Source organism: Bacteroides sp. QWL-09 (genome assembly GCF_058683585.1).
Window position 1 is genome coordinate 1,119,795 of record NZ_CM178748.1, and the last position, 25,180, is coordinate 1,144,974.

Below are 25,180 nucleotides of genomic sequence, written 5' to 3' on the forward strand. Positions count from 1 at the left end.
AAGTTATTTCATCTCTTTAACAAGATAGATAATAACCGGTAAATGATCGCTATAGCCATTAAGCCATACTCCCCCACCAAAAGTACGTAATGGGGTACCTTTATATTGGCCTGTTTCTTGGAACATAAAATTACGTCTAAAGATTTCATTTTTATAATACTTCAACGTTGTTCTGTCATCTCCAAGCAGATTTCCACTTATCACAATTTGGTCAAACAAATTCCAACGGCCTCTATACATTAACGTCCCGGTACCTTTCTTCAAGGTATCCCACCATGGATTATATAAGTCGGTCGCTCCGACATCCTTCATTTTACGTTTAGCCCCTAATGAAACAGACATACTCTTATCCATTGGGTCATCATTCATATCACCCATAATAATCACTTTTGAATTAGGATATGCAGCCATCAAAGAATCTTTCAATACACGTACTTGTTCTCCAGCTCTTTCTCTAGCAGGAGAAGTTGCACCGCGAGAAGGCCAATGGTTTACAATCAAATGAACTTTCTCATCCGCCATCATTCCGCTAGCAATCAGAAAACCACGTGTTTTATGTATAGTGTCGTTTATATAAACATAAGGAACAAGTTTACTTTCTTGTAATTCAAAGAATTTCGGATTATAAAGAAAGGCACAATCTACCCCACGTTTATCTTCTCCTTCATAGTGTATAATTTTATAACCCCTAGACGAAAGTGAAGGTTGTTTCAACAAGTCTTCCAAAACTCTGCGATTTTCAACTTCCGAAAGTCCAATAACAGCAGATCCCATCGGTAATTTATCTGTAGCAAGAAAAGATAAGATCTCCGACATATTCTTTAATTTGGACTCATATTTCATAGAATTCCATTTATTCTTACCATCAGGCAAATATTCGTAATCATTTTTACCTGAATCATGAATGGTATCAAACAAATTCTCCAAATTATAAAAAGCCACACTATAAAGAGCATATCTCTTTTCTTGGGCATAGTTTGTCATTGAAAAAGCCAATAACAAACTTAAAAATATTAATTTCCTTTTCATTACATTATATTGTTTTACTGTTTAATAACATTGCATTTGTTTGACAAATATCTGAAAAGAAAACGAAAAATCAGCTGTTTTCTGCATTTTTTCTGCATTTTTTTCATGTTATGTCCTTTTTTTTTTGTTTTTTTGTAATTCCATTCCTTTTTTTCTAAAGGGATATTATTGAAAATGAATTAATACGAATTAACACTAATATTTTTAATTATGAAACAGAGATTAGGAATAGCGATCGCGTTATTTTGTCTTTCCCCTGCAATCTTTGCGCAACAGAAAGTTCAAAAAAATGCTCGTGAAGACAATTCATCTTTCACATTCACAGAATCGCAATTAAACGAAGACGATGATGCTATGCAGAGTATTTCGGCTTTTGTTTCTTCCAACAACGACGTGTATTTGTCAAATGTCGGCTATTTATTTAGTCCAATGAGATTTCGTGTCAGAGGATACAACTCTCAATACAATGACATGTACATCAATGGAGTTCAGTTCAACGACGCAGAAACCGGACGTTTCAGTTACGGATTGATCGGCGGATTAAACGATGCAACCAGAAACAAAGAAGGAATCAGCCCATTTGAGATGAATAACTTCACCTATGGTTCTATTGGTGGATCTACAAATATCAACGTAAGAGCAAGTCAATATGGAGCGGGATCAAAATTAACCCTATCAGGATGTAACCGCAACTACCTTTTACGTGGCATGTATACTTATTCAACAGGTTTAATGAATAACGGTTGGGCTTTTACCGGTTCAGTCGGTTACCGTTGGGCTAACGAAGGTGTTATTGAAGGTACATTCTATAATGCGCTTTCATATTTCTTTAGCTTAGAAAAAGTGTTCAACGACAAACACAGTTTATCATTTACAACTTGGGGTGCCCCAACAGAGAGAGGACAACAAGGAGCATCAACCGAAGAAGCTTACTATTTAGCTAATAGCCACTACTACAACCCAAACTGGGGTTACCAAAACGGAGAAAAAAGAAATGCACGTGTTGTACGTTCTTTCGAACCTTCTTTAGTAACAACATGGGATTTCAACATTAACAAAAAGAACAAATTGACGACTTCTTTAGGTGCTAGGTATAGTAACTATGGAACAAGTGCTCTCGGATGGGGTGGAAATGCTTCTGATCCACGTCCGGATTACTACAAGAAATTACCTAGTTCTGTGTTTAATGTTTACGATAAAGATTACACTCCGTCTGCCGATGAGTTAGCTTCATTCCACTACGTTACAGACAATTGGAGAAACAATAAAGCTGCTCGCCAACTAGATTGGGATATGATGTACTTTACCAACCAACAAGCTAATGCTTTAAATAAAGAAACATTATATTATTTAGAAGAACGCCACAATGACCAATTGGCATTCAACTTAAACTCGGTATTGAACCATAACATCAATGAACATAACACGATTCTTGCTGGTGTTCATTTCAGTTCAACAAAAGGTATGCACTATAAAAAGATGAAAGATCTTCTAGGTGGCAACCTTTATACTGATATCGACAAGTTCTCTGTTCGCGATTATGGCTATAACTCACCTATTATCCAAAACGACTTGGACAATCCTAACAAAAGAATCAGTGAAGGTGATAAATTTGGCTATAACTATAATGTATACGTCAATACACAAAGTGCTTGGTTACGCTATCAAGGTAACAAAGATAAATTCAATTATTTTGCAGCCGGTAAAATAGGATCGACACAAATGTTCCGTGACGGTTTAATGAGAAACGGTCGTGCTCCTCAAAAATCATTAGGAGAAAGTGGTACTGCCAAATTCCTTGAAGGAGCAATCAAAGCCGGAGCAACATATGCCATCAATGGAAATCATTCTATTGAATTAAATGCTAGCTATGAAAACCGCGCACCATTAGCATACAATGCGTTCATCGCACCACGTATCAAAAACGACTTCGCAAAAGGATTAAAAACAGAAAAGATCTACAACGGCGAACTTAGTTATCGTTTCAGCACACCGGTTATCACAGGACGAATCAGCGGATATTATACCCGATTCAATGATCAAGTTGAAATGGATGCATTCTACAATGATAACGAAGCTCGTTTCACTTACTTATCAATGAACGGAATCGATAAAGAAAACTGGGGAGTCGAACTTGGAGCAACTATCAAAATTACTCCTGAACTATCGATGACTACGATTGCGACATGGTCGGATGCTCGCTATATGAATAACCCTGAAGCTGTACGTACTTACGAGAGTGAAAGCGAATCAAACATCGACCGCGTTTATTGCAAAGGTTTAAAAGACAACGGTACTCCTCTTTCTGCTTATAGCTTAGGATTAGATTACAATGTTTCTGGTTGGTTCTTTAACGTCACCGGTAACTACTACCACCGTGTATATCTTGACTTCTCAACTTATCGTCGTCTAGGTAGTGTTTTAAGTAAGAACAATGGTGGTACAGTAGATGCTAACGGCAACCCAGTTGCTCCAGCTATTCCAGAACAAGAACAACTTGATGGTGGTTTCATGTTGGACGCTTCTGTCGGAAAACTCATTCGTTTGAAGAATGGTCATAGCTTAAGTATCAACTTCAGCGTTAATAACATTTTGAACAATACTAACCTTCGTACAGGTGGGTATGAACAAAACAGAGATGATAGCTACGAAGACGGTTCTGAGCGTACTTATGTTTTCTCTAAAAACTCAAAATATTATTATGCACCGGCATGCAATGCTTTCCTAAATATAGGATACAGATTCTAATATCCAATGCCTCATAAAAACAAGTAATATGAAAAAAATAACATCTATTTTATTAACCGGCATCTTGACACTTTCTGTTGGATTGACTTCCTGCATGGATGATTTCGATACTCCTAATACAGAAAACACATACGGTAATAACAATATAAATAAAGAACGCACCATTTCGATTGCGGATCTTAAAACGAAATATAAAGACATTATCTCCACAAACGGTTTGCAGCAAATTGCGGAAGATACACGTATTGTTGCAGTCGTTGTAGGCGATGATGAAAGTGGAAATATCTACAAACAACTCATCGTTAAAGATGAAACCGGAGCTATCGTTGTTGGAATCAATTCAACAGGTATTTACGCCGGATGTCCTGCAGGTCAAAAGATTGTCATTGACTGCAAAGACCTATACATTGGTGGATACGGCAAACAAGCCCAACTAGGTACAACCTACCAAGGTGCTATTGGACGCATGGATTTTGCAACTTGGCAAAAACATGTTAGACTTCTAGATAAACCAAGCTTGGATTATGCAGAACTAACACCAGAAATCTTCACTGCAGAAACACTTAAAGCGTATGACCAAGATAAAGCTCCAATATTAGTGACGTTCGAAAATGTTAAAATTGTGGAAGCTGACGGTGATGCCATTTTTGCACCTGATGCAGAAAAAGACGGAGGTAATGGTGTTAATCGCACTTTAGAATTGGATAAGTCTACTACTTTGACTTTCCGCACAAGTGCATATGCTAATTTCTCTAATGACATCATGCCTACCGGTAAAGTGAATGTTACGGGTATCTTAAGCCGCTATAATAGTTCTTGGCAAATTGTAGCTAGAACTGCTAACGATATTAAAACCAATAACTAATTCAATTATAATTAATTAATCATGAAGAAAATTTTTAATAGCCTTTTATTGGCTGTATTGGCACTAGCCACATTTAGTTGTAGTGATGTACCTTCTCCTTATGACATTAATGAGGGTGGAGGCACGCTAACTGGCGAAGGCACAAAAGAAAACCCTTACGACATAGCATCAGCTATGAAGAAACAAGACAATTCGGAAGCTTGGGTTATGGGATACATTGTAGGTGCAGTAAATGACATCAGCATTGAAACAAGTGCTGTATTTACTGCTCCATTTACAAAAAGCAGTAACATTCTTATTGCTGCTTCAAAAGATGAAACAGATTACAAGAAATGTATTGCTGTTCAACTCTTAACTGGTGACGTTCGTTCTGCTTTAAACCTTCTTGATCATGCAGATAATTTAGGAAAAGCAGTTATCATCTCAGGAAAGCTAACAAAATACTTCGGCGTAGCAGGTATCAAAGAAACATCTGCAGCAATTCTTGACGGAGTGGAAATTGGTGGTAGTGGTCCTGTTGACGGAAATAATCCATTAGGTCTATCTGATGCCAATCCGGTAAACACATTCTCTGCTAACTTTGAAAATGTAGTAGACAAGACAGACTATGCTTTGACAGGATGGTCGAATGCTTACGTTCAAGGAAACAGAAAATGGCAAGGAACTGTATTTAATACAGATAAATATATCAAAGCAACAGCTTACGGAACCACAGAAGGCCAAGTTTATGAAACATGGTTTGCGACTCCTGCATTCACTGTAAATAATGTAAAAGACAAAAAGATCCTTTTCGACTGTAGCGTTGCATTCTATGTTGAAACATCTTCATTAAAAGTTTACTTCCTTGAGTTGGTGAACGGCGTAATGAACAAAACAGAAATCAATGTAGCAGGTATTCCTATCACAGGATCATATGTTTGGTCTAAAGACTTAACAATTGACTTAACTCCGTTTGCCGGAAAAGTTGGTTTCATTGGCTTCCAATACATTGGCCAAGGAGGTAAGAGTTCTGCAACTTACTGCTTAGACAACATCAGAACAAGCGATGTTCAAGGTGGTGGACAAGAACCTCCAACTCCTAGTGATAAGGTTGTTGTAACAGCCAATCAAGCTTACGTAGAGTCATTTGCGACCAACCAAGGTGCATTTACAATCAAAGACGTTACTTTACCTACAGGTTCTACATACGTTTGGCAATGGTCTACAAGCTATATGAAAGCAAGTGCATATATTGGGGGTCAAAACTTAGCATCTGAAAGCTGGCTAGTTTCTCCGGTATTGGATTTATCTCAAATTTCTGATGCAACCTTAACATTCGATCACGTTAACCGTTTTGCAGGAAGCAATGCAACAGACTTTACTTTATGGATTTCTGAAGCAGGAAAAGACGCATGGACACAATTAACTATTCCTACATTCTCTGATGGAGCGAGCTGGACTTTTGTACCTGCTGGAGAAATCAGCCTTAAGAGCTACGTAGGTAAGACTGTACAAATTGCATTCAAATACATCAGCACCACTACAAAAGCTGGAACATGGGAAATTAAAAATGTAAAAGTAGCTGTTCCAGGAAATACTGGTGGCGGAGGTGAACCAACAACAGGTAATCTTGTTGCTAATCCAGGATTTGAGAATTGGACAGACGCTTTAGCAGCTAGCTGGGATAACGCCACATATAACACAGGAGTTACTAAATCAACAAACATCAAACATGGTGGCTCAAACTCTGCAATGCATACTGCGCCAACAGCATCAGGTAATTTCAAGATTCAACAAGAAGTTTCAGTTGAAGGTGGAAAAACCTACAAGATTTCATATTGGTTCTTAGATAATGATGCTAATGCCAAATCTCGCATTTGGTCAACTTGGCTAGCAACCGGATCTGTATTGACAGACAACAAAACAGAGCTACAGCCTGGTACCTATTCTACCGATAACGCAGAATGGCAACAAGTGACTTTCCAAATCCAAGCTCCAGCTACTGCAGATAAATTCCGCTTTGAAGTGAGAACTTACAAAGACAACGCAGGCGGCGGATTCGTATATTATGATGACTTCGAAATTTCTGAAGTTAAATAATCAAATTCTTATAAAAAGACTAGGGGGTTATTCTTATAACCCCCTTTTTTTCCCTATATCACTACATTAAAATGAATAAATATCTTAAAACATTAGCCTATTCCTGTTTTCTGGCAACTATTCTTGCTTTTTCTTCTTGCAGCAAAGGTTCAGAAGATCCGATTGGCCCTTCTACTCCGGCAGGACCTATTGAACTTCCAGCTTTACAAAGTGGAGAATCGAATTTATTTATTTCACATAAGACCAGATTTAATGGGCGTGAAACGACAACATATAGCTTAGAATACGACTGTAGCAAGAAACATGCACGCTGGGTCGCTTTTCGATTTGATAATCAGACGGGACAAAAAAACACCGGACGAAATGAGGACTTTGAACCAGACCCATCTATTCCGTATCAATACCAACGTGTTCAATCGGATTTTGGACAAAAAGGATATGATCGCGGGCATATTTGCGCTTCTGAAGATCGTGTCTATAGTATAGAAGCTAACATACAGACCTTTTACTACTCAAATATGAGTCCGCAACGCAACAGCTTTAATGCAGGTATATGGGTCAACCTCGAACAAAAAGTTCAAACCTGGGGAAGAAGTAATACGTTTAGAGATACTTTATATGTTGCCAAAGGAGGCACAATCGACAAAGATAATCAAGTACTCACTTACATTAGCGGAGATAAAAGTAAGCCTGTTCCTAAATATTATTTTATGGCATTGCTTTGTAAAAAAGGAAATGGATATAAAGCCATTGGATTTTGGCTTGAACACAAAACTTATCCTACCCCCTATAATCTATCTGAGCAGGTGATTACCATTGACAAGTTAGAGGAGCTAACAGGCATTGACTTCTTCCATAATCTTCCTGATAAATTAGAAAATGCTGTTGAATCTCAAGTTGAGCCATCTTCTTGGCCAAACTTATAACGTCTAAACCATAGCACTCGTCTGATAAAATCATTGATAAAATCTCCCATAAATTACAATAGCTAATTTATGGGAGATTTTTGTTTATGAAACCTCTTTCCTGACTTTCCTTAACGCTTTTTATCTAATCTCCTATTGATTTCCTTTACAAGAACAATTACCTTTGTTAAGTAAAGCTAATTTGTTTGACTATAGTCGAACGAAATATTTATATTGAGACCCTGACATTAACATATTATGCTAACTATTCGCCCCGCTGATTCTTCCGATCGTATGCTTATTCATGAAATGGCTAAAGTTGTTTTCCCGGCCACCTATCAAAACATTCTATCGCCCGAACAATTAACTTATATGATGGAATGGATGTATACCCCTCAAAACATAGAGAAACAAATGAATCAAGGGCATCGCTATTTTATTGCTTATTGCGGAAACGACCTGTGTGGATATGCCTCGATACAGCAAGAAGATGAGCACCTCTTTCATCTTCAGAAACTCTACGTCCTCCCCCATTTTCAAGGACAACATTGCGGAGAAGATTTATTCCGACTCATGATAAAAGAGATTAAACAACTACACCCCGAGCCTTGCATCATGGAACTCAACGTCAATCGAGTGAATCGAGCAGTCGGCTTTTACCATCAAATGGGAATGACCATCCACAGAGAAGGCGACTTCCCTATTGGACAAGGTTATTACATGAACGACTATATTATGCGGATTGAACTATAACCTCGTAGTACAAAAAGCGTAAATTCTAAACAAAGGTAAATTCTAAACAATGGCACACTCCTATAGCAATGTGCTATTTCCCTAGTACACTGCACCATTTCACTAGCACACTGCGTTATTTTCGTAGCACACTGCGCTATTTTACTAGGACATTGTGCTATTTTACTAGGACACTGTGCCAGAAAAATCGTACATCTTCGCATTTTTTCACCACACGACACCGTTCTTTTCACAAATAGGCCATTTTAAGTAATCTATAAGATATTAAAACAGGTGATTATCTGTTGAAAGATAAAGGAAAACATCCTCAAAATCGACTATTTGTCAGAAGAGTGAAGGATAGTGTGAGATAAACGACAAAGTGTGGGATAAATGAGGGAATTTAATGATCTCACACTATTCCGAATCTACTTATTCATGGTTGTTTCAAGAAAAAAAGTGATAGAGGTGTGCGATAAACAACAAAACAATAATCTTTAGGGAGGAGGAAAATGGGATGAAAGATATATCCTATCTCAGCGCTATAACGACTGTACTCGGGCAGCACAACAACCGTACTCCGGCAGCGCAACAACCGCACCTCAGTAGCGCAACGACCGCACCTCAATAGCACAACGACCGTACCTCAGTAGCGCAACGACCGTACCTCAGTAGCGCAACGACCGTACTCCAGCAGCACAACAACCGTATCTCAGTCAGTTAACTATTTGGGTTGATCCACTTTTGATCTTTATTGATCTAATCAATCATTTTTTATCCGCTTACGCTAAATAAAATCAGGCCACAAGTCAACTCTGAGAGAACTCAAACAATAACCGAACCAAACAATGAAAAAGAACAAAGCACGCCAAGGACAAAGCACTCTAAAACCAAAAAGAGTAAAACAAACCATAAGGTTCATTTTACTCTTTCTTTTATTTTAAACGCAGAGGATAGTAGATTCAATTCTATCCTCCGGTCGAAATAGACTTCTTACTTGGCCACTTTTTCCAATCTCTTCATGATAGAGAAGATGAACAAAGCAGAAAGCAAACAGCATACGATAAGTACGCTCCATACCATCCAAAGTTCCATATCGCCCCACAAGTAACCGATAAGAGCAACCATATAGTTACCGATAGCCGTAGCAACGAACCAGCCTCCCATCATCATACCTTTATACTTAGGAGGAGCCACTTTCGAAACAAACGAGATACCCATTGGTGAAAGTAACAACTCAGCAAAAGTCAGAACCAGATAAGTCGAGATCAACCAATTAGTAGAAACTAACTGATTAGAATCGATACCGCCTGCTTCAACCGTAGAAGGTGTAGGCAATCCAAATGATCCAAAGGCTAATAACAAGAAACCACAAGCTGCAATCACCATACCGATACCAATCTTACGAGGTGCAGAAGGTTCTTTACCTTTTCTAGCCAAATGACCAAATATAGCCAATGAGAACGGTGTCAAAGCAACCACGAAGAATGGGTTGAATTGTTGGAAGATCTGTGGAAGAATAGTTACGGTTTCGTCCATAGAAGAATACATATAGCTTAATAGACCAAAAGCCGCTAGAATAGCCACGCCCGAAATCATCTTTCCTCTACCGGTCTTAGATTGGAACAATGAGAATCCGGCATAAACCATGATGATGATCATCACCAAGTTCATCACTTGGAAACCAAGACGATCCATTCCGGTAACCGATTGTACGGTATAATCACGTGCAAAGAAAGTCATGGTCAAACCGTTCTGATGGAAAGCCATCCAGAAGAAAATCACCACAGCAAACACTAACAATAAAGCCACAATACGATCTTTAGTCTCAGATGCGCTCAAAGCAGGTTCTTGATGACCATTCACCGCTGCTTGTTTAGAATTATAATCAGCATGTTTGAATGTCGAACGGAAAACGATATAGATAATCATTGAAGCAATTAGCGAAATACAAGCGACGGCAAAACCGTAGTTGTAAGCCTCAGACAACTTTTCAATATAAGTGTTACAGAAAGCTGTGGTATCACCGGCAAAACCTTGTGCAGCTTGCAAGTTGTTCAACAAATCAGCACCTTCAGGTTTAATTGTTCCATTCAAGAATTGATGAGCCAACGAAGGAATTTGAGGATTGTAAGTCAACCCTGCATGTCCCAAGACATAGTTCGTAACTTTAGTGGCTGCTGTTGGCGCAAACAACGCACCAATATTAATAGCCATATAGAACAAGCTAAAGGCTGTATCACGCTTTGAGCGATATTCGGGTGCATCATAAAGATTACCGACCATCACTTGCAGGTTACCTTTAAACAAACCTGTTCCGCAAGCAATCAAAGCCAATGAACCAAACATCATAATCTTACCCGACAAGTTAGCGGCTGTTGGTATAGCTAATAATAAATAACCGATAAACATGACTACGATACCAATGGTAACCATTTTTCCATAACCCCATTTATCAGCAAATATACCTCCAATCAAAGGCATGAAATATACAAAACCAAGAAAAGAACCAAAGATGGTAGATGTTTCTGATGCTGTATAACCAAATTTTGCTTGCAAAAACAGGGTAAATATCGCAAGCATTGTGTAGTACCCAAAACGCTCTCCCGTATTGGCTAATGCCAGAGCGTATAAACCTTTCGGTTGTCCTTCAAACATACGTAATTAAATATTAGATTAGTAAAATGATTAATTGATGCAAATATATGCTTTTTTATGAATCTACAACTCAAACAAGACACAAACTTCGCCCCTAGATTCACGAATCAGATCGTTTGGAGCGATTTTTATTTGTAAACCTCGAATACCAGCACTAATGTAAACATAAGAGAATTGATCGACAGTGTAATGGATGTAAGTCGGGAAGTGTTTTTTCATTCCAATAGGTGAACATCCACCACGAATATAGCCGGTCAACGGCAGTAATTCTTTCATTGGAATCAAATCACATTTTTTATTACCGGAGACTTTAGCAGCCAACTTCAAGTTTACTTCATGATCACCCGGAATGACACAAACAAAATAGCCTGTTTTGTCGCCGTGTAAGACCAAAGTTTTGAAGACTTGTTCGATGTCTTCACCCAAACTTTCGGCTACATGTATGGCACTCAGATCGTTTTCATCCACATTGTATGGGATGAGCTCATAAGCGACCTTTGCTTTATCGAGCAATCGAGCCACATTTGTCTTATTTATTTTCATTTTGTCAGTCTATTTTTATTTTGCTGAGCAAAAATATAAAAAAAAAAGCCCTTGACAAAATTAAATTCATCAAGGACGCTAAAAAGAAGCAATAAGTTCTATCTTTCTTTTCGAGAACGATCGATTTAGACCGAAGCAATCGATCGTTCTCGAAAGAGTTTATTTATAAGATAAGGCCAATTCTTCACGAAGAAACCGTGGGGTATATCCTTTCGAGCTTTGGGCAACTTCTTCCGGAGTGCCGAAGCTCAGTAACTCTCCTCCACCCTTACCACCTTCAGGTCCCATATCGATAATATAATCGGCGGCTTTTATCACATCCAGATTGTGTTCAATAACAATCACCGTATTGCCTTTATCGACCAAACGATTGATCACTTTCAAGAGTACCCGAATATCTTCAAAATGCAATCCGGTGGTCGGCTCATCGAGAATGTACAACGTCTTCCCCGTATCTTTCTTAGAAAGTTCTGTAGCCAACTTCACCCGTTGACTCTCTCCACCCGATAGTGTGGTAGACGATTGTCCCAACTTAATATAACCAAGACCGACATCTTGAAGCACTTTAATCTTGTTCAGGATTTGCGGCACATTCTCAAAAAACTCGACCGCACGGTTAATGGTCATATCCAGAACATCCGCAATAGATTTTCCTTTAAAACGCACTTCAAGCGTTTCTCTATTGTAACGTTTACCATGACAGATTTCACAAGGCACATAAACATCAGGCAGGAAATTCATTTCAATCGTCTTATACCCATTACCCGAACACGCTTCACATCGTCCACCGGAAACATTAAACGAAAAGCGACCAGGCTTATAACCACGAATCTTAGCTTCCGGTAAGCCAACGAACAGATTACGGATATCGGAGAAGACTCCGGTATAAGTGGCCGGATTAGAGCGCGGCGTGCGACCTAAAGGCGACTGATCTACATTGACAACCTTATCGATAAAATCGAGTCCTTCAATCGAATCATATTCCAAGGGATCTTGCAATGAGCGATAGAAACGTTGTGAAAGAATCGGTTGTAATGTATCGTTAATCAACGTCGATTTTCCACTTCCGGAGACTCCGGTCACGCAAATCAGGCGACCTAGAGGAAACTCGACATCGACGTTCTTTAGATTATTACCTTTAGCGCCACGCAACCAGAGAGAATGCCCATTCCCTTTGCGACGGTTCTCAGGTACTTCAATCTGCTTTTGTCCGTTGAGATATTGCGACGTTAAGGTATCGGTCTGCACCATTTCTTGAGGAGTACCGGCAAACACCACTTCTCCCCCAAGACGTCCTGCTTTAGGTCCCATATCGATGATATAATCGGCCGCCATCATCATATCTTTATCATGTTCAACCACGATCACCGAGTTGCCAATATCGCGTAAAGCCTTCAATGAATTAATCAGTCGTAAGTTATCGCGCTGATGAAGTCCGATGCTCGGTTCATCGAGGATATAAAGCACATTGACCAATTGTGACCCAATCTGTGTAGCCAACCGGATACGTTGGCTCTCTCCACCCGACAAGCTCACTGAACTTCGATTTAAAGACAAATAATCCAAACCCACATCCAGCAAAAATCTCAGTCGCGTACGAATCTCCTTTAAGATTTCGGCAGCGATCTTTTTCTGCTTGTCGGTTAGGAACTCATCGACCTGTTCCAACCAAACATACAATTCACTGATATCCATACACGCCAACTCATTAATATTCTTGTCATGCATCCGGAAGTGGAGCGCTTCCTTGTTCAGTTTTGCTCCTTTACATTCGGGACAAACCGCCGTCTTAGCAAATTGTTCCGCCCACTTTTGAGCGGTAGCCGAAGCATCTTTCTCTTGCAACATTTGAATGTACTTCACTACCCCTTCATAAGTCACAAAATAGTCGGAAGATGTTCCAATCAACGAGCTTTTAATCTTCAGTCGCTCATCAGAGCCATAAAGAATCTCCTCGAGTGCTTCTTCAGGGAACTCTTTCAAAGGCGTTTTCAGTGATATTTCATATTTCTCAAGCAAAGCCGCAATCTGCCAGAAGATCATCACATTTTTATACTTTCCTAAAGGAGCAATTCCTCCTTCATGAATAGAAAGTTCTTGATCCGGAATCACTTTCTCGATATCGATCTGATTAACCACGCCTAGACCTTTACATTTCGGACAAGCTCCTTGTGGCGAGTTAAATGAAAAGTTATGAGGCGCCGGTTCTCGATAGGACAATCCGGTGACCGGGCACATCAATCGTTTACTGTAATGCCGGACTTGATCCGCTCCCATTTCAAGAATCATCAATAGTCCATCACCTTGACGCATAGCCGTCGACACACTCTGTTTCAATCGCTTGTCGTCTTTATCTTCGACAACTAACTTATCAATCACCACTTCTATATCGTGATTCTTATAGCGATCGAGTTTCATCCCGTGAGTTATTTCAGTAATCACGCCATCTACCCTAACATATAGATAGCCCTTACGTCGAATTTGTTCAAAGAGGTCTTTATAATGTCCTTTTCGAGCCCTAACCAACGGAGCAAGCATATAAATCTTCTTATGATGATAGTCCTTTAAGATCAGGTCGAGTACCTGCTCTTCGGTATATTTCACCATCTTCTCGCCCGAAAGGTATGAATAGGCCATTCCGGCACGGGCAAAAAGCAAACGTAGATAATCGTAGATCTCAGTGGTCGTCCCTACGGTCGACCGTGGATTCTTATTCGTGGTCTTCTGTTCGATAGAGATCACCGGACTCAATCCAGTGATTTTATCGACATCAGGACGTTCCAAGTTCCCTAGAAAATTACGAGCGTAAGCCGAAAAGGTTTCAATATATCGCCGTTGTCCTTCAGCAAAAATGGTATCGAAGGCCAAAGACGACTTACCACTCCCACTCAATCCGGTAATCACAGTCAAACTATCTCTTGGGATCTCCGCATCAATATCTTTCAAATTATGGACGCGTGCGCCATAAACGTTTATATATTCAGTTTCTTGCATACGTATTATCGAAATCTATAATCTGCAAAATTAATGTTTCCAGTCGAAAATATAAACGTTTACAAGGGTTATTATTATTTTCTTAACGCAATTATACCTAAAATTCAGGGCAGAATGTTTACCTTTGTTGCACAAATTCGAAACTAAACGTTTGAACTTAAATGAAAGCAACTAGAAGAATTATCTTATTTTTAATCGTAATAAGTGCCTCATTTTTTTGCAAGGCTCAAGAAAATCAATCCTACTTTCTTCATACCATAGAAAAAGGGCAAAGCCTATATTCTATCTCAAACATGTACGATGTCACCACATCTGATATTATCCGTTTAAACCCAGGATGTGAAGAAAAGATATATTCTGGGCAAACCATAAAAATTCCTAGAAAGAAAGTCAATTTAAATGGAGAAACGTTCCACACCATCCAGTCCGGAGAAACATTATATCGTCTAACCACAATTTACAAAGTTTCTGCTAAAACCATTTGTGAAGCAAATCCCGGCTTAAGCGCAGATAATTTCCGTATTGGTCAGGTCATCCGCATCCCATTGAATCAAAGCAATACTGATACGACTGTGGTTAGCGAAGGAGTCAAAAATAATATTCAAGGTCCGGTACAGTCTAAATGCAAGGAAATGCATCGCGTCAGCCGGAAAGAGACTATTTTTAGTGTAAGTCGCCAATACGGAATTACACAAGACGAACTAATAAAAGCAAATCCTGAATTAAAGAATGGCATAAAAAAGGGACAGCTTCTTTGTATTTCCTACCCGACAGCCAAAAGTAATGGAGAGGCAACCAAGGATCTGCTTCCACCAACTAACACAGAGCTCTTTAGTCAAAACAAGGTGGCACCTAAGTCACTCAGTACCGTCAAAACAGCCTTGCTCCTTCCTTTTACAGAAGACAGACGAATGGTGGAATATTATGAAGGATTCCTCATAGCAGTGGACAGCTTGAAACAGATGGGTATTTCTATCGACCTTCACGTTTACGATTGTGCGAAGGATCAAACTTCGTTGCAAAGCATCTTAGCTAAAGAAGAGCTTAAAAAGATGGACTTGATTATAGGCCCGGCACAATCGCAACACATCAAGCCTTTGGCAGAATTTACCAAAGCCAATAATATTCGTTTGGTTATTCCTTTCTCATCGAAAGTTAACGAGGTCTTTAATTACCCTAATCTTTATCAAATTAATACCCCACAGTCGTACCTTTACTCTGAGGTTTACGAACATTTCATTCGTCAATTCTCTAACGCTCATGTCATTTTTATCCATCCTAGTCAAGTCGACAAAGATAAGGAAGAGTTCATCAAAGGACTTAAAGCCGAACTGAGACGCAATAAAATTAGTATCGAAAACGTGAGTGAAACAGCTACAACCGATATTCTCAAAAATGCGATACGTGCTGACAAGCAGAATATTTTCATTCCAACTTCGGGAAATAATATCATCTTGATTAAAACCCTACCTCAGTTAACCCTATTAGTTAGAGAGTTTCCTGAAATGAACATTCATTTATTTGGGTATCCGGAGTGGCAGACTTATACGAAAGACCACCTAGAAACTTTCTTCGATTTAGACACCTATTTCTACTCATCATTTTATACGAACAATCTATTTCCGGCAGCCATACACTTCACAAAAGCTTACCACAAATGGTATAGTAAAGATATGTTGCCTAACTGTTATCCACAATATGCCATGCTTGGATTTGACACCGGATTCTTCTTTATCAAAGGACTTAATCGGTTCGGATCAACTTTCGAAAGCAATCTCAATAGAGTGGATGTCACCCCTATACAAACCGGATTTAACTTCGAACGGGTAAACAACTGGGGAGGATTCGTCAATAAAAAAGCATTCTTTGTACGTTTTACAAGGAATTATGAATTGGTCAAACTCGATTTTGAATAATAACTCAAAATATCTACATCAATAAATCAGATGGTAAAACTTAGAAGATTATTTTTTGCGGCTTCGCTTGCATTTTGTTCATTACAAACTTTTGCCCAAATCGGGGAACAACGTCAGAATCTGGCTATTGGATTCAATGGAGGAGTAAACTTCAACAATGCAACTTTCCAGTATAAAATAAAACAGCAAACGATGACCGGACTAACCGGAGGAATCACAGTACGCTATATCTCTGAGAAGTATTTCGCAATGATCTGTGGAGCACAAGTGGAATTGAACTACTCACAACGAGGATGGAGCGAATTGTTTGAAACGACAGATGCTAACGGCCAAACCATAAAGGACAATACACGTTCGTATGTCCGAAAGATGAATTATATTGATATTCCGTTTCTTGCTCACTTGGCTTTCGGGAAAGACCGAGGATTTCAGTTTTTTATTAATGCCGGACCACAAATCGGTTTTTTGCTCTCTGAAAAGGAATCGATTAGTCCATCTCTCGATCAATGGACTTTGACATCAACGCAACAAGCCATCTATACCAACAAAGCCGATAATAAATTCGATTATGGAATTACAGGAGGATTGGGATTGGAACTAAAAACAGCAAAGCTTGGCAGTTTTCTAATAGAAGGACGCTATTATTTTGCATTATCAGACTTTATGGGCACAACTAAAAAGGATTATTTTTCAAGAGCTGCGCATAGTACGTTAACGGCGAAAGTCACTTATCTATTTGATTTAAAGAAATAACGACCGCAATGGTCGTTTTTCAATTTAGGACGGACTTTACAGCAAGTTAAAACAAAGGACAACATGACTAGTTATATCATCCACAAGACTAAAATGTAGTTACTATAAAACAAGAAGGAGTCAAAATGTAACGAGTTACATTTTGACTCCTTCTTGTTTTAATATGCATGAAGATGATCAATGACCTTTTATTAAAAGAACGTTTCAGATGGCCATCTACATGTTAATTCGAATGGATGATTTACACATTTTCAGGATGCCCCATCTTGTAAATACCTTTTCGAATAAGATTTCCATCCTTATCTTTCTCAACAAATGACCCATGACGTTGACCTTGTTTGAAGAACCCGTCATATACAATTCCATTCTTATCAGTCTGAACGCCATGTCCATCTTCAAGTCCTTCTTTAAACTGTCCTTTATATTGTACTCCGGCAATTGTCGTCATGACTCCTTCCCCATCCGGTCGGTTATTTTTCCATTCGCCTTCATAAAGATCCCCATTACTCCATTTATATTTACCGTGACCTACACGAACATTATTCTTCCATTGGCCTTCATACACAGCACCATTGGCCCAAAAGAAAGAACCTTCACCTTCTTGAATGCCATCCTTAAATGTTCCAACATATTTATCACCATTGGCATAATAATAACTTCCTTGTCCGGTACGTGCCCCTAAAACATAAGCTCCCTCATAACGATCGCCCGTATGAAAAAAGTAAGTTCCTCGACCGTGCTGTATATCATCCTTCCAATCTCCGTCATATTTATCGCCATTAGTATACTCAAAAACACCTTTTCCATGGCGAACATCATTACTCCATGTTCCAACGTAAATACATCCGTCATCCCATTTCATCGTTCCTTGCCCGTTCTTTTTATCGTTTTTCCAGTGACCGCTATATTGTGCACCATTGGCCCAAGTATATGTTCCCTCACCTTCACGTTTATCATTAACCCAATTGCCTTCATACAAATCGCCATTATGATAAAACATCGTACCTTTACCATGTTGATAGTCTTGATACCACATCCCTTCATAACGATTGTTGTTCATAAAATAATAAATACCTTTACCATGCTGTTGATCTTGAAACCACTGTCCAACATATTTCTCACCGTCTGGGAAAGCATAGATACCAAAACCTTGTCGTTTACCTTTCACATAATCTCCCTCATAGACATCTCCATTCTTAAAAACCGTTTTACCTTTACCATTCGGTTTATTTCCTTTCAGTTCTCCGGTATAAACGCTACCATCTTTAAAGGTGTAATTTCCAATTTTAATTTCGGAAGAAAATATGTTTTTGAACTTCTCAAACAGGTTATTATTTTGTGCTACAACAGGGTTACTATGGGTGACACATACTAACGCAAATGCTGTGAGTAAATATTTAAATTTCATGGATTTCTTTTTTTCAATTATAAAACGATCTATCTCATTTTCGACAAAGATAGAATTTCTATCTAAAAACCGGACTCTACGCCCTTGTTTTATGACATCTTTTTACCCACGATGACTTCTTTTAAACTCTCTTTACATAAATAACGTAAAGCCAATTCTTGGATTTCATTCGGGGTTATGGTTTTTAAAGCCTCTAAGGAGTTAGAGAAATAATTCATATCGACTCCTGATGTGTATATAAAAATCCAAGCATCAAGAATAGAAAATGGAGATTCATAAGTGCGACACATCTCACCTAACATATAATTACGAACAAGAGTCAACTCCTCCACGCTAACTAAATCTTGCTGTAGTCTGTCAATCTCGTGATAAACTTCTTTAATAATCGGTTCAACATAGTCATTATCGGCTTCGGTAGAAATAACAAATAATCCACTACCGGGATAGAAAGCTATGCCTGAATTAATATTATACGTGTAGCCTTTTTCTTCACGGATATTCGACATTAACCGACTACCAAAATATCCTCCGAAAATAGCATTCACAACACGAAGTTTAAGGTAATCCGGATGATGACGGGTAATTGTAGTAAGACCCATCTTTATGGAGCTCTGTAAAGCATCTTCACGTTCCACAAAGATGCGTTTTTCACAACTGCTATAAAAAGGATAATCAATTTTCAATGTCTGAGCACGCCTTTCACCAAAAGAAGAGCCAAAAATATCGGTTATACAGCGAAGAGTATCATCGGTCACTTTGCCGGCAGCAAATATTGCGCAATTGGAAGAGTGATAATGTTCGCTATAAAAATCTCTCAACACCTCAGGAGTAATCGCCCGAAAATCTTCTTCTTCAACCAATTTACCACAAGGGTGAGAAGGGTCGTAGAGGGCATTAAGAAGCTGGCGATGAGCTAAAAAATCAACTTTCGTCCGGTTGACTAAATGTTGCTGTACTTTAGCATCAACCAATGTGTTCAACTCTTTTTCTCCAAAAAGAGGTTCTTTGATGATAGATTCGATGATATGTAACGTCTCCGAAACGTATTTATTCAAAGAATAAAGCGTAATATAAGAATACTCAGCACCACTAGATAACTCAAGCCATGAACCATAATAGTCGAGCTTTTCGGCAATCATTGCAGCTGAATAAGAACGACTACCCTCGCGTAACATTCTATTCGTAAAAAGAGCTTGCAACTTTTGAGACTGATTCCATTGCCCTGCCGAGAAAATGATATCAATACGTACCACATCTTGTGATCCGGCATTAAGAATCGTCAGCGGAATGCCATTAGGTAAAGTCTGTCGCTGGGGTAAAGCAAGATGAATGGTCTCTAAAGTTTGAATATCGGGTTGTATCGTACGATTCATTCTTGATCTGTTTTTTTTCTTAAAAAATCTTCTGCTTGCTTTAAGTCTTCAGGGGTATCAATTCCGATTGTTTCCACATCACTCAAACCAACTTTTATCGTATATCCATTTTCGAGCCAACGAAGTTGTTCTAATGATTCAGCTAACTCTAATGCCGATTGAGGCAAATTAGTGATTTCTCGTAAAACATTCGAACGATAAGCATACAAACCAATATGTTTGTAATAAGTATGGTTAGCTAACCATACTTTTTGATCTTGATTTCGTTGATACGGTATGATAGAACGACTAAAATATAAAGCATTAAAATTACGATTCACCACAACCTTCGGGGAATTAACATTTTCCAATGCAGCAAAAGAATCTGCAGATGTGAACGGTTTAACTAATGTAGCAATCTGAGTTGTCGAGTCCTCGAAACAAGATCTGATCGCTTCTAATTGTTGTTTCTGAATAAAAGGTTCATCACCTTGAATGTTAACGACAACATCAAAATGGCCGTCAACCTTCGTAAAAGCTTCATAACAACGATCGGTGCCACTCTTATGATCGGGTGAAGTCATCACCACTTTTCCTCCAAAAGATAGCACTTCTTCTTCTATACGCTCATCGTCAGTAGCCACAACAACATGATCAAGCACATCCGAAACTTGTTCGTATACACGACGAATCATCGTTTTTCCTCCTAACAAAGCGAGTGGTTTGCCCGGGAAACGCGTGGAAGCGTAGCGAGCAGGTATAATGCCTAGAAATTTCATCTGATATAATATTATTTTATTCTTTAGTTCCTTTAACCCCGTGACAATGTAATCTCTATCCCAATCGTCCGTTTTTAAAATATGACCGTCATAAGCCAATAAATCGATATCAATGCAAACTTTCTCAACCAATTTATCCTCAGAACAACGACCTATTTCTTTTTCAATGGTTTTTAGTTTCTGCTGAATAGTCGCAAGCGTCTCATCAATAGAAAACACCGCAACTTGATTGGAAAATAAAGCCGGATTTTTAAACTCAATCGGAACAGTATCTACTTCACGAGCGAAACAAATAGAAGGAAACATCTTCTCCAACTTGTCGCGCGCAGAAAGCATATTTTCCCGCCGCCGATAGTTACTTCCTATAGCTATGAGACATTGACTCATTTATTAGTTAAATAAATCATCCAAACCAGTTTCTTCCGGAATATCACTATCAGGTATTTCCGAAGTATTGCATGGATCGAAACCTTCAGGCAGTTGGAATTCTTCCTTCTGACTATAACCTAATGACCGATCATCATAAACTTTTTTCATATATTTGACCCAGACTGGTAAAGCCAACGAAGCTCCCTGACCATAAGTCATCGTGTCAAAGTGAATGTCACGTTCTTCACCACCGACCCAACAACCAGATACAAGTGAAGGCGTGAATCCCATAAACCAACCATCAGAATTACGATTAGTGGTTCCCGTCTTTCCTCCCATATCGGCAGTAATTCCATAACGACGAACGCGTCCACCAGTTCCTTCATTAATAACTGCACGCAACATTACAAGCATCTTATATGCGCTAGTCGTACTGATAACTTCTTTCATTTGTGGAGTAAAGGTAGCGATCACATTACCTTCGTTATCCTCAATACTCGTTACAAACAACGGTGCCACACGAATTCCTCGATTAGCAAACGCTGTATAGGCACTGACCATCTCGCCTACAGAGATCTCACATGGGCCAAGGCAAAGTGAAACGGTCGGTTGAATATCCTTATTCCGTACGCCAAAGCTATGAATTAATCGGGCTAAAGCATAAGGATTCAACTTACTCATCAAATAAGCCGTAATCCAGTTATCTGAGTTTGCCAATCCCCATTTCAATGTCACCATCTCACCATAACGTTTCTTATTAGCGTTGCGTGGTGACCACGGTTGCCCATTTTCATCGATAAGAGTTTGTTCGACATGTCTTGCTTGGTCACACGGAGAGAATCCATTCTCCATTGCCAAGGTATAAAGATAAGGCTTTATAGTCGATCCGACTTGACGGCGTCCAACCATAGCCATATCATATTGGAAATAAGTATAATTAGGTCCACCAACATATGCTTTCACATGACCATTCTTGGGATTCATCGACATAAATCCGGCACGCAAGAAACATTTATAATAGCGAATAGAATCCATTGGAGTCATTATAGTGTCTTTTTCCCCCTCCCAACTAAAAACAGACATAGATTCAGGAGTATTGAACGCTTTTCTAATTTCAGATTCAGAAGCTCCGCCAGATTTCATGATGCGATATCGATCCGATTGTTTCATGGCTTTATTCAATATAGCATCCACCTCTTCTTGAGTGAGTTGGTTGCTATAAGGGGCTTTTTTCCGTCCTTTCTTTTCTTTAAAAAATAATGGTTGAAGATATTCTCCAATATGTTCTTTAACTGCTTCTTCAGCATAACGTTGCATATGTGAATTAATGGTCGTGTGAATTTTCAGCCCATCTGTATATATATTATAGGGAGTACCATCTTTCTTGTGGTTTTTCTCACACCAACCATATAAAGGATTCGTCTCCCAATCTAAAGAATCTTCATAATACTTCTGCATCTGCCAAGATCTATAATCTCCTCTATCAGGCTTCTTAGCAGTCATCACTCCACGTAAATATTCACGGAAATAAGTAGCCAATCCTTCTTTATGATCTACTCGATGATAATTTAACTTAAGAGGTAATTCTTGTAAAGAATCACATTGTTCTTCCGTCAAATAATCCGCTTTACGCATTTGGTCAAGTACAACATTACGACGTCCACGCGAACGTTCGTTATAGCGAACCGGGTTATATAAAGAAGGATTCTTACACATACCAATCAATGTTGCAGCTTGCTCTAGTTTAAGATCTTTAGGTTCACAGCCAAAATAAGTATATGCTGCAGTCTTGACGCCTACTGCGTTATTTAAGAAATCAAACTTATTCAGATACATGCTCAAAATTTCCTCCTTAGTATAATAACGCTCCAACTTTACGGCAATCACCCACTCAATCGGCTTTTGAAGCAAACGCTGTAACGTGTTTTTAGCCACATTCTCCGTATAAAGCTGTTTAGCTAACTGCTGGGAAAGGGTACTACCTCCACCTGCATTTTTTTGAAAGAATAATCCTCGTTTAATCAGCGCACGAAAGAGAGCTTTAACATCAATCCCCGAATGCTCAGCAAAACGCACGTCTTCTGTAGCAACAAGAGCATTGATGACATTAGGCGATAATTCATCATAACCGGTGTACACTCTATTTTCTTTGCTGTACGACCACGTCCCAAGCGTTTTCCCATCCTCAGAAAGAATCTCCGTAGCAAATTTATAATTAGGATTTTCTAATTCCTCAATAGGAGGCATATAACCTATCCATCCATAAGAGATGGAAGCAAAAACAACGACACATAGCAATACGCCTACTGCAAACAATATCCAGAGACTCTTTATTATCTTTTTTATCATACTCTAATTAAAATAAATACAGTCTTAAAGCTTATTATAATTAGCGCAAAGTTAAATAAAATCCCTCACACGCCAAGCACGTTTAATATTTATTTATATCGCATTAAGTAATCTCTATAAAGACCTATACTTCTTTATTCAAGAGTTCGTTCGTTTATCAAATCGTCAAAAGAATCAGCACGTTCGCAAAATTAAAATCTCAAACAATAACCTTTAAAATCGATCTAGTTTTATAAAATATTACTATCTTTACACTCCGGTAATTCAAGTTCTATCCACATTTTTAATCATAACAAAATGGAAAACAAAAGTTTAGTAACCATTGCCGAGCACTCAAAAGAGAAGATCCTTTATATGCTTGAAATGGCGAGACAGTTTGAAATGAACCCTAATCGCCGGTTACTGCAAGACCGAGTTGTTGCAACTCTCTTCTTCGAACCTTCCACTCGCACTCGTCTTAGTTTCGAGACAGCCGCCAATCGACTAGGAGCACGTGTTATCGGCTTCACTGATCCTAAAGTAACCAGTTCTTCAAAAGGTGAAACATTAAAAGACACCATCATGATGGTGAGTAACTATGCCGATATTATCGTCATGAGACATTATCTTGAAGGAGCAGCCCGTTATGCTAGTGAAGTGGCTCCGGTGCCTATTGTGAATGCCGGTGATGGCGCAAACCAACATCCTTCACAAACCATGCTCGATCTCTACTCGATTTATAAGACTCAAGGTACTTTAGAAAACTTAAATATCTTTTTGGTCGGCGACCTTAAGTACGGACGTACTGTGCATTCTTTATTAATGGCTATGCGCCATTTTAATCCTACATTTCATTTCATTGCTCCTGATGAGTTAAAAATGCCGGAAGAATACAAATTGTACTGTAAGAAGCATAACATCAAATATGTAGAACACACTGAATTTAATGAAGAAATCATTGCTGATGCCGATATTCTTTATATGACTCGGGTTCAGAAAGAACGATTCACTGATTTAATGGAATACGAGCGAGTTAAAAACGTATATATTCTCCGTCATAAGATGTTAGCGCAAACCAAAGACAATCTCCGTATTTTGCATCCACTACCGCGTGTGAATGAAATTGCATACGATGTTGATGAGAGCCCTAAAGCTTATTATTTTCAACAAGCACAAAATGGTCTTTATGCACGTGAGGCCATTCTTTGCGATGTGTTAGGTATTACTTTGGAAGATGTTATAAAGGATAAAAGTTATGAAGGAAAATAAACAAGCTTTACAGGTTGCCGCATTAAAAGACGGAACAGTTATCGACCACATCCCTTCTGAGAAATTATTTACAGTTGTACAACTCTTAGGGATTGAACAAATGACCAGCAATATCACTATCGGGTTCAACTTGGATAGCAAAAAGTTAGGTAAAAAAGGAATCATAAAAATTGCCGATAAATATTTCTGTGACGAAGAAATCAATCGTATTTCTGTTGTAGCGCCACACGTCAAACTGAACATTATTCGTGACTATGAAGTCATAGAGAAAAAAGAGGTTCAAATGCCAGATGAGCTAAAAGGTATTATTAAATGTGCAAATCCCAAATGCATCACCAATAATGAACCAATGCCAACTATCTTTCATGTTATTGACAAGGAAGAGTGTATTGTAAAATGCCATTATTGCGAAAAAGAGCAAAAAAGAGAAGATTTCTCAATTTTATAAATAAC

17 protein-coding genes and 1 pseudogene are annotated in these 25,180 nt (G+C 38.7%); 9 read left to right on the forward strand and 9 right to left on the reverse strand.

What is annotated here, in order from left to right; translation table 11 throughout:
• Nucleotides 1–3: 3 nt before the first annotated feature.
• Nucleotides 4–1,029 carry an endonuclease/exonuclease/phosphatase family protein gene (locus AC4PG5_RS04415; protein WP_492030234.1) on the reverse strand — a complete coding sequence of 342 codons (1,026 nt, stop codon included), beginning with the start codon at nt 1,027–1,029 and terminating at the stop codon, nt 4–6.
• Between the two features lie 210 nt (nt 1,030–1,239).
• Here AC4PG5_RS04415 and AC4PG5_RS04420 point away from each other — a divergent pair, with 210 nt between their 5' ends.
• The 5 genes from AC4PG5_RS04420 to AC4PG5_RS04440 all read left to right on the forward strand — a co-directional run bounded on the left by AC4PG5_RS04420 (nt 1,240) and on the right by AC4PG5_RS04440 (nt 8,379).
• On the forward strand, nt 1,240–3,777 hold the full coding sequence (locus AC4PG5_RS04420; RefSeq protein ID WP_492030235.1) for a TonB-dependent receptor: 2,538 nt from the start codon (nt 1,240–1,242) through the stop codon (nt 3,775–3,777).
• A 28-nt stretch (nt 3,778–3,805) separates the two neighbouring features.
• Nucleotides 3,806–4,642 carry a DUF5689 domain-containing protein gene (locus tag AC4PG5_RS04425; RefSeq protein ID WP_492030236.1) on the forward strand — a complete coding sequence of 279 codons (837 nt, stop codon included), beginning with the start codon at nt 3,806–3,808 and terminating at the stop codon, nt 4,640–4,642.
• A 21-nt stretch (nt 4,643–4,663) separates the two neighbouring features.
• Entirely contained in the window at nt 4,664–6,721 is a 2,058-nt protein-coding gene (locus tag AC4PG5_RS04430; protein WP_492030237.1) for a DUF6359 domain-containing protein, read from the forward strand.
• A gap of 71 nt (nt 6,722–6,792) precedes the next feature.
• On the forward strand, nt 6,793–7,647 hold the full coding sequence (locus AC4PG5_RS04435; RefSeq protein ID WP_492030238.1) for a DNA/RNA non-specific endonuclease: 855 nt from the start codon (nt 6,793–6,795) through the stop codon (nt 7,645–7,647).
• A 237-nt stretch (nt 7,648–7,884) separates the two neighbouring features.
• Nucleotides 7,885–8,379: a GNAT family N-acetyltransferase gene (locus AC4PG5_RS04440; protein WP_492030239.1), complete on the forward strand. Its 495-nt coding sequence runs from the start codon at nt 7,885–7,887 to the stop codon at nt 8,377–8,379.
• Nucleotides 8,380–9,351: 972 nt separating this feature from the next.
• Here AC4PG5_RS04440 and AC4PG5_RS04445 read toward each other — a convergent pair.
• From AC4PG5_RS04445 to uvrA, 3 genes are all read right to left on the reverse strand, one after another.
• Nucleotides 9,352–11,016 carry a peptide MFS transporter gene (locus AC4PG5_RS04445; RefSeq protein WP_492030240.1) on the reverse strand — a complete coding sequence of 555 codons (1,665 nt, stop codon included), beginning with the start codon at nt 11,014–11,016 and terminating at the stop codon, nt 9,352–9,354.
• Nucleotides 11,017–11,079: 63 nt separating this feature from the next.
• Nucleotides 11,080–11,559 (reverse strand): Cys-tRNA(Pro) deacylase, encoded by a 480-nt coding sequence (gene ybaK / locus AC4PG5_RS04450; protein ID WP_492030241.1) that lies wholly within the window; start codon nt 11,557–11,559, stop codon nt 11,080–11,082.
• Between the two features lie 159 nt (nt 11,560–11,718).
• Complete coding sequence (gene uvrA / locus AC4PG5_RS04455) at nt 11,719–14,553, reverse strand: excinuclease ABC subunit UvrA (RefSeq protein ID WP_492030242.1); 2,835 nt, start codon at nt 14,551–14,553, stop codon at nt 11,719–11,721.
• A 161-nt stretch (nt 14,554–14,714) separates the two neighbouring features.
• On the opposite strand from uvrA, the gene AC4PG5_RS04460 reads away from it, so the two are divergent.
• Entirely contained in the window at nt 14,715–16,469 is a 1,755-nt protein-coding gene (locus AC4PG5_RS04460) for a LysM peptidoglycan-binding domain-containing protein (protein ID WP_492030243.1), read from the forward strand.
• 30 nt (nt 16,470–16,499) lie between these two features.
• Nucleotides 16,500–17,222: a porin family protein gene (locus AC4PG5_RS04465; protein WP_492030244.1), complete on the forward strand. Its 723-nt coding sequence runs from the start codon at nt 16,500–16,502 to the stop codon at nt 17,220–17,222.
• Between the two features lie 241 nt (nt 17,223–17,463).
• On the opposite strand, the gene AC4PG5_RS04470 is transcribed toward AC4PG5_RS04465, so the two are convergent.
• The 5 genes and pseudogenes from AC4PG5_RS04470 to AC4PG5_RS04490 form a co-directional block, all read right to left on the reverse strand.
• Nucleotides 17,464–18,630 carry a phosphatidylinositol-4-phosphate 5-kinase gene (locus AC4PG5_RS04470; RefSeq protein WP_492030245.1) on the reverse strand — a complete coding sequence of 389 codons (1,167 nt, stop codon included), beginning with the start codon at nt 18,628–18,630 and terminating at the stop codon, nt 17,464–17,466.
• A gap of 89 nt (nt 18,631–18,719) precedes the next feature.
• Nucleotides 18,720–20,003: a M16 family metallopeptidase gene (locus AC4PG5_RS04475; protein WP_492030246.1), complete on the reverse strand. Its 1,284-nt coding sequence runs from the start codon at nt 20,001–20,003 to the stop codon at nt 18,720–18,722.
• Entirely contained in the window at nt 20,000–20,761 is a 762-nt protein-coding gene (gene kdsB, locus AC4PG5_RS04480) for a 3-deoxy-manno-octulosonate cytidylyltransferase (protein ID WP_492030682.1), read from the reverse strand. The genes AC4PG5_RS04475 and kdsB overlap by 4 nt, the downstream gene beginning before the upstream one ends.
• Before the next feature lie 81 nt (nt 20,762–20,842).
• Nucleotides 20,843–21,148: pseudogene (locus AC4PG5_RS04485) on the reverse strand (2-amino-4-hydroxy-6-hydroxymethyldihydropteridine diphosphokinase); the annotation flags it as partial.
• A 3-nt stretch (nt 21,149–21,151) separates the two neighbouring features.
• A complete protein-coding gene (locus AC4PG5_RS04490; protein WP_492030247.1) occupies nt 21,152–23,479 on the reverse strand; it encodes a transglycosylase domain-containing protein in 2,328 nt (775 codons plus the stop codon).
• Nucleotides 23,480–23,776: 297 nt separating this feature from the next.
• Here AC4PG5_RS04490 and pyrB point away from each other — a divergent pair, with 297 nt between their 5' ends.
• Together pyrB and pyrI are read left to right on the forward strand one after the other, a co-directional pair.
• The gene (gene pyrB / locus AC4PG5_RS04495; RefSeq protein ID WP_492030248.1) at nt 23,777–24,727 is read left to right on the forward strand and encodes an aspartate carbamoyltransferase; all 951 of its coding nucleotides are present in this window, start codon (nt 23,777–23,779) and stop codon (nt 24,725–24,727) included.
• The gene (pyrI, locus tag AC4PG5_RS04500; RefSeq protein WP_492030249.1) at nt 24,714–25,175 is read left to right on the forward strand and encodes an aspartate carbamoyltransferase regulatory subunit; all 462 of its coding nucleotides are present in this window, start codon (nt 24,714–24,716) and stop codon (nt 25,173–25,175) included. The genes pyrB and pyrI overlap by 14 nt, the downstream gene beginning before the upstream one ends.
• Nucleotides 25,176–25,180: the final 5 nt, after the last annotated feature.